The organism is Rhodopirellula sp. J20-39 (genome assembly GCF_057365095.1).
The window spans coordinates 7,327,961-7,345,178 of record NZ_CP195123.1 but is presented as its reverse complement, the minus strand read 5'-3'; the positions used below and the strand labels follow the sequence as shown (position 1 = coordinate 7,345,178).

Genomic DNA, 17,218 nt, shown 5'->3' with positions numbered 1-17,218 from the left:
TCCTAAGATTAGATCGGATCGCCCAATCGATAGGAGTAGCGAAGACTATGCACCACCCGAAACGGGGCCTATCCCGGGGCGGTTGGGTTGTGGTTGCTATTTGGTCGCTGTGGTCATCGCTATTGGTATCGTCGGCCTGTGGAGGCAGTTGGTAGCGGGGTAACCATCCCATGCACCGCGTTTGGGGGTGCTGCAAAATGAACGAACCAAGGAATCGAAATGGCCTAGCTGCTTCTGGTTTGAGCGGTAAGTCCTCGACAAATGAAATGACAGGACTCGTTTGGCGTCAATCCGTTTGTCGCTAATCAGCCGTTTTGGCACTAGCTACGGTTTCCTCGGATCAGCCGTCAAAACCGAGGAAGACAGTCAAGCGGCGAATGGTGGAATATTCACTAATTTGGAGTTGTTGATCTGATGCCATTACGGCATTGCAGCATGTTTGAGGAGACTAGCAGTCAAAGGTTTCGAGGCTTTGGACGCCATGGCTTCACGGGGTATTTGACTCTCGTGGCCTTACTGTAAGTCACGAGAGGTATTTCCGGCTTTGGAACATTTCTTGCGATACTTAAAGGCGAGCTTCGTTCTTGATGGCATCCGCTTCGATTGCCTCCGGCCAGTGCTGAACTTACCCGGAGGCTTGAAGTGATTATCGAGTGGTCCGTTAGCTGCCATGGATTCTCCTCTTGTTGTCTCGACAGCAACAAACTCCGGTGTGCTGCATCTATGCAATGAACCGAGACTTCGGTGCAGAAGTGCTTGGCAGTGAAGTTGAGCTGCGTTGCGCCGATGCAGGGCGACTCTGCACCAGTGGAGACCAGGTTTGCGTTGATGCAGAATCACTTTGCACTGGTGTTGCACTTCGCTGCACTGATCCAGGGCCGCGCCGTGGTGATGCCGAGTGGCATTGCATGGATGCAGCATGCGGCTACCGCGCGGTAAGGCCGCTGTGCACGAGGTTTTAGGTGCCGCAGCGAGCCTTTAGGTGCCGCAAGGCCGGAATGATCGTCTCAACCGACGGTCATCCCATGATTCCAGGAACCAGTTTTGATAGCAAATGTTTGACCGGGCGTTAACGGAACCCCACGTTGTCGGGGGTCCGGGAGTGTTTCTTGGCCCGCGTGATTGCTCTATCGCAGCAAACTTTCGCACCGTTTGGGTGTGACGCTTTTGCACGGGGATTCGAGGGCAGTTGCATCTACATACAATCCCCTTCGAAAAGGAAACCTGATATGCGAACGAGCTACTTACCTTCCACCTTGAATGGCTTCAATGATTTCTGCCGCGACTTCTCTACGGAGATTGCCAAGGATCCTACTGGCTACGGCCTGACGCAAGCTGACGCCGAAGATTATGCAGCGTTGCAAACGGCGTTTGAGACTGCTTACGACGCTTCGATCAGCCCGATGACACGGACACCTTACATCGTGACAACGGTGCGCCAATTACGCACCGAATTGACCAAGTTGACTCGTCGTTTGGTGGACCTTTGCCAAGCTTCGGCGGATATGACCGACGCGAAGCGACGGGCGCTAGGGATCACAATTCGCAAGAGTCCGACCCAACATCCGGTCCCGCAGACGTATCCATTGATCGAAATTCGTGCCCAACGTCACAACACGGTCAAGTTCAACTTGCGTGATGTGGAATTAAGAACCGGTCGTGCTCGTAAGCCCGGCGGCGTGACCGGTGCAATGGTTTATACACATGTGGGCAATCACGCTCCGGCTCAATTAAGTGACTGGACACTGCACGGCACCGAAAGCAAGACGACTTGTGAGATCACCCTGCCCGATTCCACTCCGTTTGGCTCGACCTTGTGGATCGCTGCAGCGTGGTTAAATACTCGCTTGGAATGTGGGCCTCTGGGCGATCCAATGTCAACTCGACTGGGCGGCGGGGTTCCGCAACTTGCCAGCGAAACAAATCTGGTCGCAGAAGTCGTTTAGTGGCATTGTGAAAATAGAGATTGATCAGGGGGAAGCTCGGCGAGCCGAACTTCCTTCTGATGTTTGTCTTATTTAGCTGCATGCAGCAGCATTCCGTAAAGAATCGACTGTTCTTGTTAGGGAGTCGGTTACGAGTTTTGTCGGTTGAATGCCTTGGTAGAACACCCATTTCGATGGAAGCGGGTTGAGTTGTAGGTCGTAGCTGTCTGAGTCTAAGGTCGTTTCTTCTTAAGTGCAGATCGTCGCCAATTCGTAGCTGGCCGAGGCCCTCGGTCAGATTTGCGATGCTGCGGACTGAGAGGCCTCAGTCCGCACGTGTTGGGAAACGGCTCCGCGTGCGCAGCGATTTGCGGACAAATTTGGGAATTTCGACCGGGTTGTCCAGGCGGACGCCCGAAGTGGGATTTCGGCTTCTTAGCTATGTCGACTCAGCTTGGGAGGGCGGTCGGACCATGGAATCGTCAGTTGGTTTGCGATTTTAGTAGGATTTTGCCAGAAATCCGCTTCGGTGGGCACATTTCGCCTTTTCGGGGTCGGGCGAACAGGCGAAATTTCAGAGACAGGGCTGATCGACCGATCTATCCTGTACATCAGTCGTTTTCCACCGCTCGCTCTCGATAAACCAGTCACCGCGATGCTTCAAACCGCCGAAAATCACAACGCTGCCATGACCGACCTCGCGTTTCAACGCTGCATCAACCCAAAATGCGGCGCCACCTACGAAACACACAGCGTTCGTACCGCCTGCGATAAGTGTGGTGATTTGCTGGACATTGCGTACGATTGGGACCGCGCCGCCGTGCCGGATCGGTTGAGCTACTTTGAGTCGATGTGGAGTCAGCGAACCAACCCGGTTCGTTTTTCGGGCGTGTGGCGATTTCATGAATTGTTGCCCTTCGCCCCACAAAACAAAATCGTCACCGTCGGCGAAGGCCAGACGTTGCTGCAACAGGCCAACCAAGTCGCCAAATACGTCGGGATGAACGAAGGGCAGTTGCATCTTCAGTACGAAGGCATGAACCCTTCGGGCAGCTTTAAAGACAACGGCATGTGCGCCGCCGTCACGCATGCGGCGATGATGGGGGCTAAACGTGCGGCTTGTGCCAGTACCGGAAACACGAGTGCGTCACTGGCTCTTTACTGCAGTGCAACGCAGTTAATGAAGGCCGTGATCTTTATAGGCAGCGGTAAGATCAGCTACGGCAAGCTCAGTCAGGCTTTGGATTACGGAGCGTTGACGGTTCAGATCGCCGGTGACTTTGATGATGCCATGATCCGTGTTCGCCAAGTTGCCCAAGAGTTGGGCATTTACCTGGTCAACAGCGTGAACCCATTCCGGTTGGAAGGCCAGAAGACGATCATGTACCGCGTGCTGGAAGCACTTCGCTGGGAAGTGCCAGACTGGATCGTTGTGCCTGGAGGAAACCTGGGGAACAGCAGCGCGTTTGGTAAGGCGTTTCATGAACTGAAGGAACACGGGTTGATTGACCGCATTCCACGACTAGCGGTGATCAATGCCAGCGGTGCCGACACGCTTTATGAATTGTTTGAACGAGGCGGCGTTCGCTGGAACGGCGGCGATGTCAACATGCAACCGATCGTTGAGCACAACGACCGCATGGACCGCGAGGGAATGCGAGCGGACACGATCGCCAGCGCGATTGAAATCAATCGTCCCGTTAATCTGAAGAAATGCTTGCGAGCATTGGATTGGATGGACGGTGTGGTGCGCCAAGTGGATGACCAAGAAATCCTGGACGCCAAGGCAAAGGTTGCTGCGGGTGGCTATGGATGTGAGCCCGCCTCGGCAGCCAGTGTGGCGGGTGCGAAGCTATTGCGTAGCGAAGGCGTGATCGCCCCCAGTGACAGAGTCGTTTGTATCTTGACCGGCCATGAGCTGAAGGATCCAACGGCGACGGTGGCTTATCACACGACCGACCAAGAGTTGTTCAACGAAACCCTCGGCAGTCGTGGTGTGACGAAAGCGAGTTTCGCCAACCGGGCCGTAGCGGTTCCAAACGACCTGGACGACATCATCAAAGCGATCCAGCTCTATTCGTAACGGGCAGATTCGTAACGGGCAGTATTCGTAGCTGGCAGTATTTGTGGCGGGCAGTATTTGTGGCGGGCAATGTGGCGACAAGTCGCCGCGTTGAGCCTGGAGATACCTCGCCCGCTTATACCGTGCCCGGCTTGGACATGCGTCGGCGGGTTCTGGAGTTCCCGAACCAAGGCTGGACGCCGACGCACAGTGCGATGAACACTGCGCCTGCGTAGAAGCCGATGTCGACGTCTTGATGATCTTGGAAGACAAGGGCCCCCAGCAAGATGCCGTAGATGGGTTCCAGGTTGTTGGCGAAGTTGATCGTGAAGACGGACAAGCGGTTGAGCAACTCGACGTATTCGCTGTAGGCATACACGGTGCAAACCACAGCCAGGATTATCAGGTATAGCCACTCGATTCCATTGGGCATGCCATACTCGGCAGCGTCGGTTGATCCGGCAACGACGGACAAGACCATCGCTAACCCGCAAAAGATACTGGCACCGGACATCTCGTAGGCGACGATGATGCGGTGGTCTGCTTGAGTCGCAAGCATGCCGTTGAAGATAGAAAACAATGCCGCGACTACCGCGCTGAAGATTGCCAACGTCAGGCCAGCGGGAAGGTTTGGATCGCTTTGAAACGATTCGCCCCGGAAGATCCAGTAGACCGCCGCAACAATGATCGCTCCGAAGAACAATTCGTCCCACCGGATTTTGCGACCGCGGATCAGGATGGGTTCTAACAACGCCGTCCACAATGAAATGGTTGCCATCCCGACCATGCAAACGGAAACGTTGGCAACCTTTGCGGAGGCGAAAAAGGTGACCCAGTGAAGCCCGATCAACGCTCCGTTGGCCACCATCGGCAATGACCGTTTGCGGCTAATTGAGAGCCGGCTGCGTAGCATGGCACCGATCACGAGTGCAGCGATGACGCTGCGAATGAAGACCACTTCCAGCGACGGAAGTTCGATCAACTTTCCTAGAATCGCGGTGAAGCCCCAGAGCAAAATAATGCAGTGCAGCTTGAAGTAGTCTCGACGACGTTGGTGATGGGGCAACGCGAGAACTCGTTACGCAAAATGTGGGGCAATCAACAGAAACAGTATTTTGGCCGGGGGCCATACTATTGATGTTGCAATTCTGTTGGAGCCGCGATTGAGAATTGTGGGCCAGAGGTGAGAAGTGCGGGCTAGAGGCCAGCTTCGCGATACTCACCGATCCACGATTGCAGGTCGGCTTCGCTCATGTAGCCCACTTTGTCGTCAACGATGGAACCGTTGCGAACGAGCATTAGGCGGGGAATGCTACTGATTTGGTACTGTTGGGCGAGTTCGGGGTTTTCATCGACATCGATTTTCAGGACTTCCACATCGGCCGGCAGGCTTGCGCTAAGCGAGTTCAGTTCCGCATCAACTTGTCGGCACGGTCCACACCAAGTTGCACCAAACTTGACCAGAACTAACTTGTCTTGACTGACCACTTGGTCAAATTTGGCGGGCGAGATTGCAGCCGCCGGTTCCGCTGGAGCGGGGCATCCCGTTAGCGAAACACAAACGAGCGAAGCGGCGAGAGCGACAATGGCGTATGAATTCATCGGATGTTCGGAGGGCGAGCGGGGAGGGATGAAGCTGGACTGGAGATTGAATGCAACAGTCCGCCGGCGGGAAGTCTTGGCTTACCACACTATTAAGATGAACGTCGGGTGGAAGTGCCCGCCAGCTTCCCAGCTTAGCAGACCGTGGGGGGTGTGGTAATCAATTGACTTGCAACGCAACTTGCGGAATAACGGTGCGGGGGGCTGAAAGTCACAACGCGGTAAAGGTCGCGGTTGGTCGCCTAAGCAACGAGCGAAGAACAAGTGTCGAACAGAAAGGGTGGCAAAGGCTTCCAGCATGTGTTTTGCACAATCACAGGCTGGAAGCCTATGCCACTTATTTTCCGCTTTGTCCTAACGCAAATACAGGCCTAACGCAAATGTGCGAAAGGTGACCTCGCGAACCAAAATCGGAAGTTGGCGTCTACGCCACCCACTCGAATACTTCGATTCAGACAATGACCGCGACTGTTTGGGCCGCGACTGTTGGGGCCGCAGTGGATTGATCAGCTAGGCAAGGGCAGCGTTGGTCGCCTAGGCCTTAATTAGCATTTTGGCCTGGGCTGTCATTTGGATCCCTGCTGTTGGCTGGATCCGATCGTTTACCTGGGTCCCCAGTACTCATTTGAAAGGCTTCCAGTGAATTGGGCCCTGCTTGATTGCTGGACCCAGGCGAATAGCTAGACCCAGATTACCAACTGGACCCTAGCTGCCAACTGGACCAGGCTGCCAACTGGACCTACGAGTAGAAGTTGTAGGTCTTGTTGTACGGGTCAAAATCCGCATCGGTCAGTCCGACATTCACCTGGAGGTTCAGGTAGTTGTACTCTTCAATCACGCTGCCAGGCGTGCCAGCGGTGGTCGGCCAGTCGTAGGCAACATAGCGAATCGGCATGTTGAGCTGGTCGTCCATGAAGACTTGAGCTTGATAGAATTCGGCGTCCGGATGACGGGTCGGTTGTGTCACTTCGAGGACTGTGCAAACGCGGTCTTTTAGCTTGGCACCTTTGCGGAATTCGCAAGTGACGTCTTCGTGACGCATGGCTTTCTCGCCACGTTCGATCAGTTTGACGATCATGTTCTCGACGCCGATTTCGGTCAGCGGATAACGCTGGCCACGCATCGCGAGCATGCCGTCGACGGGTAGGTTCACGGTGGGCAGGAACCGGCCTTTGAAACCGCCTTCGTGTGCCACCAATTTGCCATCGTTACGGTTTTCGACGTAGATGACTTCACGGCCTTTGACCGCGGCTGGTTTCAAGAAACCGATGTAGACGCTGAAAGGCTGGACCAGTTGTCCGCCGGACACTTTCCGGTTGCGAACTTTCAGTTGCATGTATTCGTGGTCGCCGGTGGTTTCACCGATGCGTTCGCGTTTAACCAAGATAGCGGTGTAATCGCGGATTTCGGCCTTGGAGACTTCGAGCGATTCTTGGGCCATTTGCAGCCCGCGACGAAGCGCTGTTTTGCCTGGCGAGTCCATTGGCACGGATGTCGATTTTGGAATCGACATCGCCGCGTTGGCGACCCGGTGAACTGGGTTTGCCCATTGCGGCTCTTGGCCGAATGATCGCGAAATGGTGGTGCCGGAAATGAGTCCAGCAGCAAGTCCCAAAAATTGGCGTCGTGGCGTATTCATGACAATCCGTTGTGCGAAGTCTAATGCGACGGTGCATCCATTCCCGTCAAGCGTCCTCCCGAGTTATCGACACGGGAGCGACCGCAGGGATAGTGAAGTGGTTTGTGCACCCGTTGATCGGGACAACAAGCAAAGCTTCCCATATCCGGGCAATCCGCTAGTGTCGTGAAACTAACAGGAAAGAGCCGTGTCGGACTAGACGAATCGTGCAGGAAGCGGCAATTTTCGCCATGGTTCGTGGCGGATTCAGTTGACTTGGGCCCTAGCGGGTGGCTAGCTTGAAGGGGTTAGGCAGTTTTGCTTGACCGGGCCTGGTGTTCATCGCTGCTCGAATTTAGATGCTTGAACCAAGAAAGTTGTCCCATGAAACGAAATTTCCTGAATCAGCGTTTGCTGTCATTCGCAGCAGTATTATTGGTGGCCACGGTGACCGTTGTCGCCAGCGAACCGATGACTTCCAGCGAACCGGCGTCGTCGGGTGAGAACAAGGCAGCCAGCGAGTTGGATTTGACCGGTGTCAAATGCGTCGTGGCACCCAAGGATGTCCAGGCCAGCAAATCCGCTGACTACAAAGGTGGAAAGGTCTATTTTTGTTGCGGGGGCTGCGCTGGCAAATTTGCCGCCAACGAAAAGAAGTACGCCACCCAAGCCAACCGCCAATTGGTTCAATCGAAGCAGTTCGAGCAAACCGGGTGTCCGATGAGCGGCAACAAGGTGAATCCAGAAACCTTGATTACCGTTGACGGCGTGAAGGTTGGGTTCTGCTGTGAGCATTGCCAAGCAAAAGCCGAAGCGGCCGATGCTAAAGCGAAATCTGATATGATCTTCGGTGCGAAGGCATTCAAGAAGGGCTTCAAAAAGAAAGCTGAAGATTCCTGAAGTTGAGTTCGCCAAAACTAAATTGGGCCGAATGAACGGCCCACGATCGAAGCCGCAAGGAGCGTCCTTGCGGCTGTTTTTTTGCGCCCCGGTCGGTTTCGCCCGACGGTCTTGCTGATCGAATGGTCTGGCTGACTGCAACGATCGCAGGAACGAGCGGCAATTGGGACGAGCCGGCAATGGCGTCGCGTTGGCAACCGGGATTGTCGCTGTCGCGGATTTTTCGTTACGAACCAGGCTGCCTTTGCCTGATTGAATATGCGAATTCCGTTCTCCTATCGCCGCTGTCACGTTTTCCCGATTGTTTTCGGCGGGGCAGTTGCTGTTCTTGTGTCTGGGTTTGCTCAACCCGTTCGGGCTCAATTGCCTTCTGGGATGACCAAGTCGCGGTGGGCGATGGAGGATCCTGACTACGCCGTGAAATATGCCGACGGGGCTGAGAAAACAGACATCCCTGGCAAGATCAAGCAGGCTGCCGATGCGCGCTTCTTGAAGGAATCCTCAGGGCTCTATTTTTCCGGTGGACTGACCGCGATCGGCGAATCAAGCAACCCTTTGGGAAGTCTTGAACTGGGCTACACCGGTTACCGGACTTCCTATTTCACCAATCGAATGGGTCTGATCGCGGCCGCCAACGATGATGACTATTTCTTGGGCGGTGAAGTCGGGATGCGATTCCAAACGCCTACACGTTTAGCGCCGTTTGTCGGTCTCGGGTTATTCGCGGGTGTCTCGAGCACGACCGAGTCCGCTGAAGATGACCACATCGACAATGACGATGATGGCAGTATCGATGAATTCGGTGAGGAAGAGCAATCGTTTGACGGTGCGTTGATGGCTGTCTATCCAGAAACCGGGATCCATTTCTGGTGGACGCCGCGGGTTCGGCTGAGTGGATTTGGACGCTACCTCGTCACCACGGAAGGCCGCGACGCAAACTCGTTGTATTACGGTTTCACGATCGCGGTCTTTTCCAAATAGCTGCAAACGCTAACTGGCAATGCCGGACGCCTTGTAGTCGGACGTCCTTGGTGTTGCGTTGACGGGGACGGTGCCGAGAGTTTTCGACTACGGTCGCGGTGAGTCGATAACGGATGTGGCCGCTTGACTGGTCAAGGCGGCAAAACGCCGCTTATGGATCTCTGCCAAGATCGATCGTTTCTCATCATTCGTAGCGACTGACCAGCGACCGATCTCGTTAAGAGATCGGAGGCATCCGATGCAGACGTCTTGTGAATCGATTTGGCAAACTCCAGTACACGGCGATCGCGGCACAGTTTGCGTTGTTCTGCTGGATCGGCTCACAGGCTCAGCTCGATTCGTTGGGAAAGCTCGTTGTCCAGGCCATCCCATTCACTGAGCACACTGTCGGAGGCAGACGGTGTGATTTCCATTTCGGCGAATAACCCATCACCGTTGGTGGGCTCCACTTGACCGACAACCTTGGCTTCGGACGCCTCGACGGTTGCAATGTCAGTTTGGCTTCCCAACGTTAACGGTTCAGCCGATGGGCTGGAGGTGATTGCCGTAGAGGTGACTTGCAGTTCGTCGCCCTCCGATCCGCTGTCAGGACTCTCATCTTGGCTGTCGTCCTGGCTTTCGAGATTGTTGAGATAATTGATCACCTGCAGTGCATCGAGAGCGGTCACGTGTCCGTCACCGGAAACGTCGTAGAAGTGCCCCACGATTTCGTCGATCGTCTTGGGGTCAGGAAGCTTAGCGGGTTCACCAGTATTTATACGGTTGATGACTCGGAGTGCATCAAACGAAGTGACCTTTCCGCTCGCATCCACATCGGCACGCAGCAGGTAGTTTTGCCACGGTAGTTCCGTCGAGACACTGACGTCGATTCCGCCACCTGTCAAATGCCCGGTTAGACGACCGTCATCCAGCGTCGGAAGTCCCAACTGCCAATCACCGGAAAGGCTGAGCACTTGGTTGGGAGACGTGACCAACTGTGGTGGCGTGTCACCAAACCATTCTTGCAGTTCATTGGAGTTCAGCTCAAAGCGGATGGAGGGACTGTTTGCTGCGTCCGTCGATCCCAGGACGATGGTTTCGAAACGAACGGCGCGGTGCCGAAGCCAATCCACTAGGTTGATTGACTCTCCGTCGGCGAGATCGTTGGGGGCAATGACGAGGGTATCGCTTCCGATGCCACCATCAATCAGGGTGAAGTTATTCGTTGATGCGATGACAACGTCGTCGCCACCGCCCGTGTTGATTTGGATCAAGCCTTGAGAGCCGACGAGCGGATTTATTGTGATTTGTTGTGCGGCGTCGTTCAGGTTCAGGATCACGTCGGTGCCGGGATCAAACTCAGCGAACACGATGCCGGTCGCGATGTCGCGTAGTCGGGTGATCCCTGCATCGGTAGTTAATTCCAGTTCACTGGGTTGATAATCCTGAAGGGATACCCAGGCGGTCGCATCGGCAAATGCATCGTTATCGGCCGATAATCGAATCGGAATGACCTGAGTTGGGTCCAGGTCCAAATCGATCAGCCCGGTCATGGTGACCGTTTGCGGTTGGTCCCAGTTTTCGGGTGTGAAGGTTAGCTCCGTGGTGGTGATTTCAATCTGGCCAGTCGCGATACCGCTATCGGTTGCCGCGTTGGTAATCGTCACAACCACATCGCTTTCAGGGCGAGCTTCGAGTTGAACCGAGAAGACTTCGGCGGTTTCGGTTTCGCCGAGATCGAAGTTGTCTTGGGAACCAGCGACAAGGATGCTTGGCAGATCATCGTTGACAACGGTCAGTGAAACGCTGGAAGCCAGCAGCGTGGATGGGCTGACCGGCGTCGCGGTCACGTTAATTTGCGAATCGGCTTGATAGCGGGCATTGTCGATCACGGTGATAGGCACCCGCACGCGGTCCACGCCAGCGGGGAAGGTGACCGTGGATGGAACCGTTGCGACATCAGGATTGTCGACCTCCAGTTTCACCGTCAATTCGCCACTCACGTCGGCGGTATTTCGGTGAATCGTGACCGACGGTGCCGCGGTGGGATCACGATTGACAACCACGTCGTCAATCGCGAAGTAGGCGGGCGTGTTCATGCCCCATTGGCCGACGTCGGACGATGTCCAGCTAAATTGAAGTTGTGACGCACCAGCCATGGATGACAGGTCGATCGTTGTCCAATCGTTGACGATGTAGTCCAGCGAGTTGTCATCAAAACGGTAGTCGGCTAGGTAGAAATCTTGGGTGGCGACTTGGGCGTTGTCCGCGTCGAAGCCGGTGATCGTCAACAGCAAGAAGTCGGGATCGTCGCCCGATTCCCCGCCAAACTTCTTGGCAAAGGCATCGCCCTGCAACATCGAAAGAGCGGTGTAGGTGGTGTTGGTGATCGAGATCGATTCGAACTGGGCCCCCTCAAAGGACTCCGGTAATGAAAGCGTCGGTGAGCCACCTCCACCGCCAATCGCGAACGTGGACGAGCCGTTTGCGCCACCGCCGGGTACCGCATCATCGACGTTGGCGTAAGCAGCGAATTGATTCCCGAAGCCTGCGGTCGTGACGTCGGTAACGTTCGATGCCGACCATCCGCTCCAGCTATTCCACGCCGGGTTATAAGACGTTGGGAACTGCAGCGAGCCGGCCTCAAAACCGCCGCGTTGGTCGGAGCCGTTGTTGAATGATTCGGCGGCGAAGCTTGCGCCAATATCCTCAAAGTCAATCGTTTGCGTTCCGCTGGCTTCGGCCAACGTGGTGTCCGAAACCGATACCGTCAGTGTGGCATCGGTGTCGTCGAGCAGGTCGATCGAATTTTGAGTCGAGTTGAAACCTTCTGCTGTTGCTGTAATTGTCAGTGATTCCGGTAGTTGAGCGAGGCTGTCTTGGAACCAAACCAAGGGGACGTTCACGCTAGATTGACCGGGTTGGAAGGTGACCGTAGCCGGTAGGCTGACGCGGCTTGAGTCCTCACCGAGCGTTACTTCGAGAGCTTCCGTGTTGTCGGCGTCTTGGCGAGTGATCGTTAGTGAAGGTTGCGATGCGGTTGGTGCCAAAGCCACGTTGTCGATTGCGAAATAGCCGGGCGTGTTCATCCCGAAGTCGCCGTTGTCGGACGACGATAGTTGCATCGAAAGAGTCACTGCATTCCCGATGGAACTGACATCGACGCTGGTCCACTGATCAACGATGTAATCCATGCTGTTGTCAGCGAAGCGATAATCGGCCAGGTAGAATTCGACTTGTCCCAACGAATTTCCTGCAGCGTCGAGGCCCTCGATTGTCAGCAGGAAGTAGTCTTCGTCGTTGCCGCTTTCGCCGCCGAACTGTTTCGCAAAGGAATCACCATCACGCATTGATAGAGCGGCGTAGGTGGTGTTGGTGATATCGAGCGATGCAAAGGGAGCCGATGATGCAAGCCGATTGATTTCAACCGCCGAACTCGCAAAGCCGATTCCGTAGGTAGATGACCCGTCGGCGCCCATGCCCGGATAAGCCGAGTACTGGTTGAAGAAGCCAGGCGTTGTGGAGTCCGTGTCACGACTGACGGAAAAGCCGGACCAGGAATCGAAACCGAAGGCATTGCTAAAGGAGTTTTGGAATGACAAGCCGTTGTCTTCGAAGACCCCGGCCGCACCCGCGTTGTTGTCGAATTCACCTAGTTGCAGACCACGGCCGAGTGCTTCAAAATCGGCCGTGACTGATGCGTCGGATTCGCTGAGTGACTCGCTGCCGAAGCTGATTTCGAGATTGCCAAGATCAGCGTTGTTGACCGTCAAAGTCGTCGTGGCCGATACGAATGAGTTTGCGTCAGCGGTAATCGCAAGGGTTGGGTTGAACGCGGCAATGCCATCGCTCGAGATGGTGTACGACGCGGTGGCTTCGCTTTGGCCACTGGCAATGGTGATCGTGGCTGGGCCGGTGAACAGGTCAGTAGACTGACCGTTGAGCAACGCGGTGATGTTGACCGTTTGAGGTTGGTCGGTTTCAACGCCACTGCGCCGAACAAGAACGTCAAAAGTCGTGCCTTCTAGAACGGACGTGATGGGATTGCCGGTGTCGTCCAACACCGTGACTTGCAGGCTTGCTTCGTCGTTGTCGGTGATTTCGATTTGGAAAGTTGACGATCCAAAGCCGGTTCCAGAGGCTTGAATGCTGTAAGCCAGTTGCGTGTTTTGCAGCCCATCGTCGATGACGCCAACTTCCACTTCAACGCTTGCTGCGTTGGCTGGGATTTCCACCGTCGCCGGTAGGGTGAACGGGCCTGCATTCAGTGCGGTGAGTGTGACCGTAACGGCATTGCTGACGTCAACAGTGTTGCGACTAATCGTTACCGTGCCCGTTGTTTGTGGCGAGTCCTCGCTTAGTTGCAAGTTTGCGGGGCTGGCTTGCAGGACAGCGGTGTCGTCTTCGGCGATGTTGATATTGACGCTGTCGGATTCTCGGCCAGAGACGCTTGCGGTGATGTTGACGCTTAGGTCGCCGGTGACTTGAGCGTCGTCGAGCACGTTGATCACGACGGTGGCTTCCCGCGAACCGGCTGCGAAAGTTGCAAAGCCAGGCACGCTTAGTAACGAAGTGGCATCGTGGGTGATCGATACCGACAGCGGGCTACTGACGTCAGCATCATTACGAGTTAGGACCAATGAAACCTGTTGTCCGGATCCTTCGGTGACGTTCACGGTAGCGTCATCAAACGCAAGTCCAAGTACTTCATCGTCCTGGATCGTTAATGACAGGGTTGTCGGAAGCAAGTTTTCCGAGGTCGCAACCAATTCGAGTGTTCGATCGGGTGAGACCAATCCATCATTGGTTGGTGTGATTTCGAACTCAACGAACGATGCTCCCGCAGGGATCGTCACGGTTTCGGGGAAGCTGACTTGGTCGGTTCCCTGGCCCGCTAAGCTGATCACCAATGGCAATGATGTGTCGGCTGTCGGGCGAGACACGCGAGCGGTTACCGATTGATCTTCGGAGGTGCTGGATCGTTCCAGGTCCATGGGGACGGTCGGTTTGACGAGCGTGACGTCATCGACGGCAAAGTAGGCGGGCGTCGTGATACCGAACTCATTCGTGCCGGTGGAGTTCATGCTGAATTCGAGCGACCGAGCGTCAACGAGCCTTGATACGTCAACGAAAGTCCATTCGTCGATGATGGTGTCTTGGCTGTTGTCTTCGAAGCGGTAATCAGCAAGATCAACTGTGACGCTGCCGACCGAGTTCCCGTTCGCATCCAGGCCAGTCACGATTAGTTGAAAAAGATCAGGCTCGTTGCCGGAGTTGCCTCCGAATGGATCAGCAAAACTGTCACCGTCTCGAATCGAATAAAAGGCGTAGGCCGTGTTGGTTACATAGAACGAATCGAATTGCGAATTGCTGGCGGGGTCGAGTGTGATCGTTGGCGGCGGCGCTGGGTCGGACTCTTTCACGTCGAAGAACCCGACAGCATAGGTGGGCGAATCGTCGTGCCCAATGCCCGTGATAGCACTGTATTGATTCAGGTAGTTGCTGTCGCCAAGGTTGGCGGTGTTGGTGCTTTTGGAAATTGCCCAACCAGTCCAAGAGCCGAAGCTTCCATAGTCGGTGTAGTTGTTGTTGAGCGAGATTTCGTCTTCGGTGAAGCCGTTTGTTGCTTGATTAGAGAATGACCCGTCGTTAATCGTATTGCCGATCGTTTCGAAATCGGTCGTTGTCTGGCCGGTCGTGGCGGCATGCAAGACTGCGACACCGTCGACGTCTAAACCAGCGGATTGAGCCGTTGGTGTGGGGTCATAGATGAAGTTGCCAAGAGAGTCTTGGGCTGACTCGTCCCCAATGATGTCAACCAGACGCACGTGGGTGACTGCCGTGACGTCGAGGCCGCTTTCACCACTGAGTTCGCTTAGGTCAAACGGAGTGCCAAATCCACCACGGTACTTGCCAGCAAGATTGTTCAGGTTGGTGGGATCTACGCTGCCGAAGGAGTTGACAGGCCCGTTCGTAAGTGAAACCGCATCAAAACGAAAGAAGTTAACGCCGTCGGAAGAGACTTCAACAAATCCCAGTTCCAAAAACGTGTCGGAGAATGAGTTTTCAAAGACAGCGAAGTCGGCACCCATCCCGTCACGAATGGGAGTTTCAAACGACAAGGTCAGTGACCCACCGCTGCCCAGTGACACGATGCTTCCGGGCAATCCTTCGGCTGGGCCGAGTGCGTTGCTGGATTGCTTCCAAGTCTCGGTGAGGTTGGCACCTTCGGTGTAATTGGTGACCGAAGTGGCCCAGCCCACGATTGCCGAATCATCTTTGGCGATCGCCGTGGAACCGACTTGGCCGGCGGCAGGGGCATACGGTCCCGCAGCAAGCAATTGGCGGTTTTCCAAGGATTGCACTAGCAAACGACGCGACACTGGACGGCGCGATGCGGTTTGACGACGAGTAATCGCTTGACGGTTTTTGAATCGCTTATGCATGTTGATTATTCAAGGTGATAGGTTTCGTGGCCGTTGCGCGTGCAAAAGGCCGCCAGGATTTCGAGGTCGATGTGGTCTGTCAAAAAGTAAGTCGATCCATCACATCGAAGTGACATCACGCCGGTCGGATGAAAACTGCGCATGTCGTTTTCAAAGACGGGTGCTTGATTGATGCCAAAGGCTTGGTCGAACAAATTGCGCCCGTTGATCCACTGACCATCGGGGAACGCAGCGTCTTCAGCGATCATCACGGTGTTGGAGCTGCCATCGAGAATGTCTCGGAAACCCAACGCACGATCGTGCAGCATCATTCCGTTAGGAGGCGTGTTCCGCGATACGATCCGTTCGCCATAGATGCCGCCATAATCGGTGACACCCATGCCGCCAATACGAGGTTCGGATCGCGGCGTGGACGGACAGATATAGGCCGCCACCATTTCGGCTGCCGCGTCTAGGTTGGCGGGGTCGTCAAACGGTCGATTGAAATCGATCCGCTCGGCCAACGCCGCCTGTTCCAGGTACGGCAAGATGAATGCGGACCAAGCGAATTGTTTTCCATCGGCCACTTGCGGTCGAACTTCGATGGCGCCAGGTGGGAACTTTCCAAAGGCGGCGTGATAGTTATGTAGGCCAAGGCCGATCTGGTGCAAGTTGTTTTGACAGGACGCTCGCCGCATCGCTTCGCGGGCGGCCTGGACGGCTGGTAACAACAGCCCAACGAGGACGCCAATGATTGCGATCACGACCAACAGCTCGACTAGAGTGAAGGCGGATCGACAGCGACGAGAGTGCACTGAAAGCATTGCGGACAAGATCACAGAACGATTTGTGCGATGACAGGCAGCGCCCATCAAAGTACAGATTCATCCCAACAGGAAAGGAAAAAGTTCCTGACGTTGACCTCACCCAAGAAGGTCGCCCAGAGCGATACCACGATCACCCAAAGCAGACGTCCAATACAAGGTAGGTCTTCTGACTCCCGATGCTTCCCACGTCTCGCCTTCTCGCCGCGAAGATCGGAGTGCTGTGAGCACTCGCAACCGGACCGGCAATGGCCAAGAAGAGATTTGGGTCCAGAACACGAATTGGCAAGCCACTAAAATCAGCAAACCATCCCGTCTTCAGGGCATCGGATACAGCGGCCGGGCCGTCTCGGAATCTCACCGAAGTTCCCTGTTCTCGTGACAATCAAGCTTGATCGCCACGGCACCCAGTATCGTTAGGTAAGGAGTATTGATAGATGGGGATCCGATGTCAACGCAAAACATTTCAGCGGTTCGCGTTGGTCGAAGTCTGCGATTGTTTAGAAAACGGTGACATTTACGGCCAATTTGCTCACTTTGGGGAGTGGGGGCCGGCGTTCGCTACTTGGTCCGGCGGCGTGGATCGGCACGCAGTGGGTAAACGTGGGCCTGGAATTTCCCGTTGAGGGCGTCAGACTGTTGGGCGGCTTAACAGGACATTTTGGTCTAAGGAGGGTCTAGCCCGTTCGAATGAAGAATATCGATGCGGCGGAAGACCATTCGCCTTGGCCAATGCGAAGGTTCGATGGTGTGAAGGTTGGATGAATTGTCCGTCAATTGGTTGCTGCGATCACGACCGATGGGCGTATAGTACGGCGAAGAACGGCTGCGTTTGGGGTGATCGCCCCCGAATCTTTTGCATGGCTTTGCGAGATTCTATTGGTCAGTTAGCGTGACGCCCG

At 55.0% G+C, this 17,218-nt stretch carries 10 protein-coding genes and 1 riboswitch; of the genes, 4 read left to right on the top strand and 6 right to left on the bottom strand.

Annotated features, from left to right (window positions below; genetic code table 11):
* The first annotated feature begins 1,229 nt into the window (after positions 1-1,229).
* Positions 1,230-1,946, top strand: coding sequence for a hypothetical protein (locus ACR3ZL_RS26615; RefSeq protein ID WP_473650067.1), 717 nt, complete (start codon positions 1,230-1,232; stop codon positions 1,944-1,946).
* A 634-nt stretch (positions 1,947-2,580) separates the two neighbouring features.
* Positions 2,581-4,008: a threonine synthase gene (gene thrC / locus ACR3ZL_RS26610; RefSeq protein WP_473650068.1), complete on the top strand. Its 1,428-nt coding sequence runs from the start codon at positions 2,581-2,583 to the stop codon at positions 4,006-4,008.
* A gap of 115 nt (positions 4,009-4,123) precedes the next feature.
* Here the strand turns inward: thrC and ACR3ZL_RS26605 are convergent, their stop codons facing one another.
* The 3 genes from ACR3ZL_RS26605 to ACR3ZL_RS26595 form a co-directional block, all read right to left on the bottom strand.
* Positions 4,124-5,053, bottom strand: a complete 930-nt coding sequence (locus ACR3ZL_RS26605) for a DMT family transporter (RefSeq protein ID WP_473650069.1) — start codon at positions 5,051-5,053, stop codon at positions 4,124-4,126.
* Between the two features lie 131 nt (positions 5,054-5,184).
* Positions 5,185-5,589 (bottom strand): thioredoxin family protein, encoded by a 405-nt coding sequence (locus tag ACR3ZL_RS26600; protein WP_473650070.1) that lies wholly within the window; start codon positions 5,587-5,589, stop codon positions 5,185-5,187.
* A gap of 739 nt (positions 5,590-6,328) precedes the next feature.
* Entirely contained in the window at positions 6,329-7,228 is a 900-nt protein-coding gene (locus tag ACR3ZL_RS26595) for a DUF1571 domain-containing protein (RefSeq protein WP_473650071.1), read from the bottom strand.
* Between the two features lie 363 nt (positions 7,229-7,591).
* Between ACR3ZL_RS26595 and ACR3ZL_RS26590 the strand changes: the two genes are divergently transcribed.
* Both ACR3ZL_RS26590 and ACR3ZL_RS26585 read left to right on the top strand, forming a co-directional pair.
* A complete protein-coding gene (locus tag ACR3ZL_RS26590; RefSeq protein ID WP_473650072.1) occupies positions 7,592-8,107 on the top strand; it encodes a hypothetical protein in 516 nt (171 codons plus the stop codon).
* Positions 8,108-8,482: 375 nt separating this feature from the next.
* Positions 8,483-9,088 (top strand): hypothetical protein, encoded by a 606-nt coding sequence (locus ACR3ZL_RS26585; RefSeq protein WP_473650073.1) that lies wholly within the window; start codon positions 8,483-8,485, stop codon positions 9,086-9,088.
* Between the two features lie 87 nt (positions 9,089-9,175).
* Here ACR3ZL_RS26585 and ACR3ZL_RS26580 read toward each other — a convergent pair whose 3' ends face one another.
* The 3 genes from ACR3ZL_RS26580 to ACR3ZL_RS26570 are packed head-to-tail and all read right to left on the bottom strand — an operon-like array spanning position 9,176 to position 16,316.
* Positions 9,176-9,460, bottom strand: a complete 285-nt coding sequence (locus ACR3ZL_RS26580; protein WP_473650074.1) for a DUF1289 domain-containing protein — start codon at positions 9,458-9,460, stop codon at positions 9,176-9,178.
* Complete coding sequence (locus tag ACR3ZL_RS26575) at positions 9,409-15,513, bottom strand: DUF4465 domain-containing protein (protein ID WP_473650075.1); 6,105 nt, start codon at positions 15,511-15,513, stop codon at positions 9,409-9,411. Before ACR3ZL_RS26575 ends, ACR3ZL_RS26580 begins: the two co-directional genes overlap by 52 nt.
* Positions 15,514-15,518: 5 nt before the next feature.
* Positions 15,519-16,316, bottom strand: coding sequence for a DUF1559 family PulG-like putative transporter (locus ACR3ZL_RS26570; RefSeq protein WP_473650076.1), 798 nt, complete (start codon positions 16,314-16,316; stop codon positions 15,519-15,521).
* Positions 16,317-16,458: 142 nt separating this feature from the next.
* Positions 16,459-16,742: riboswitch (cobalamin riboswitch) on the bottom strand.
* Positions 16,743-17,218 lie beyond the last annotated feature (476 nt).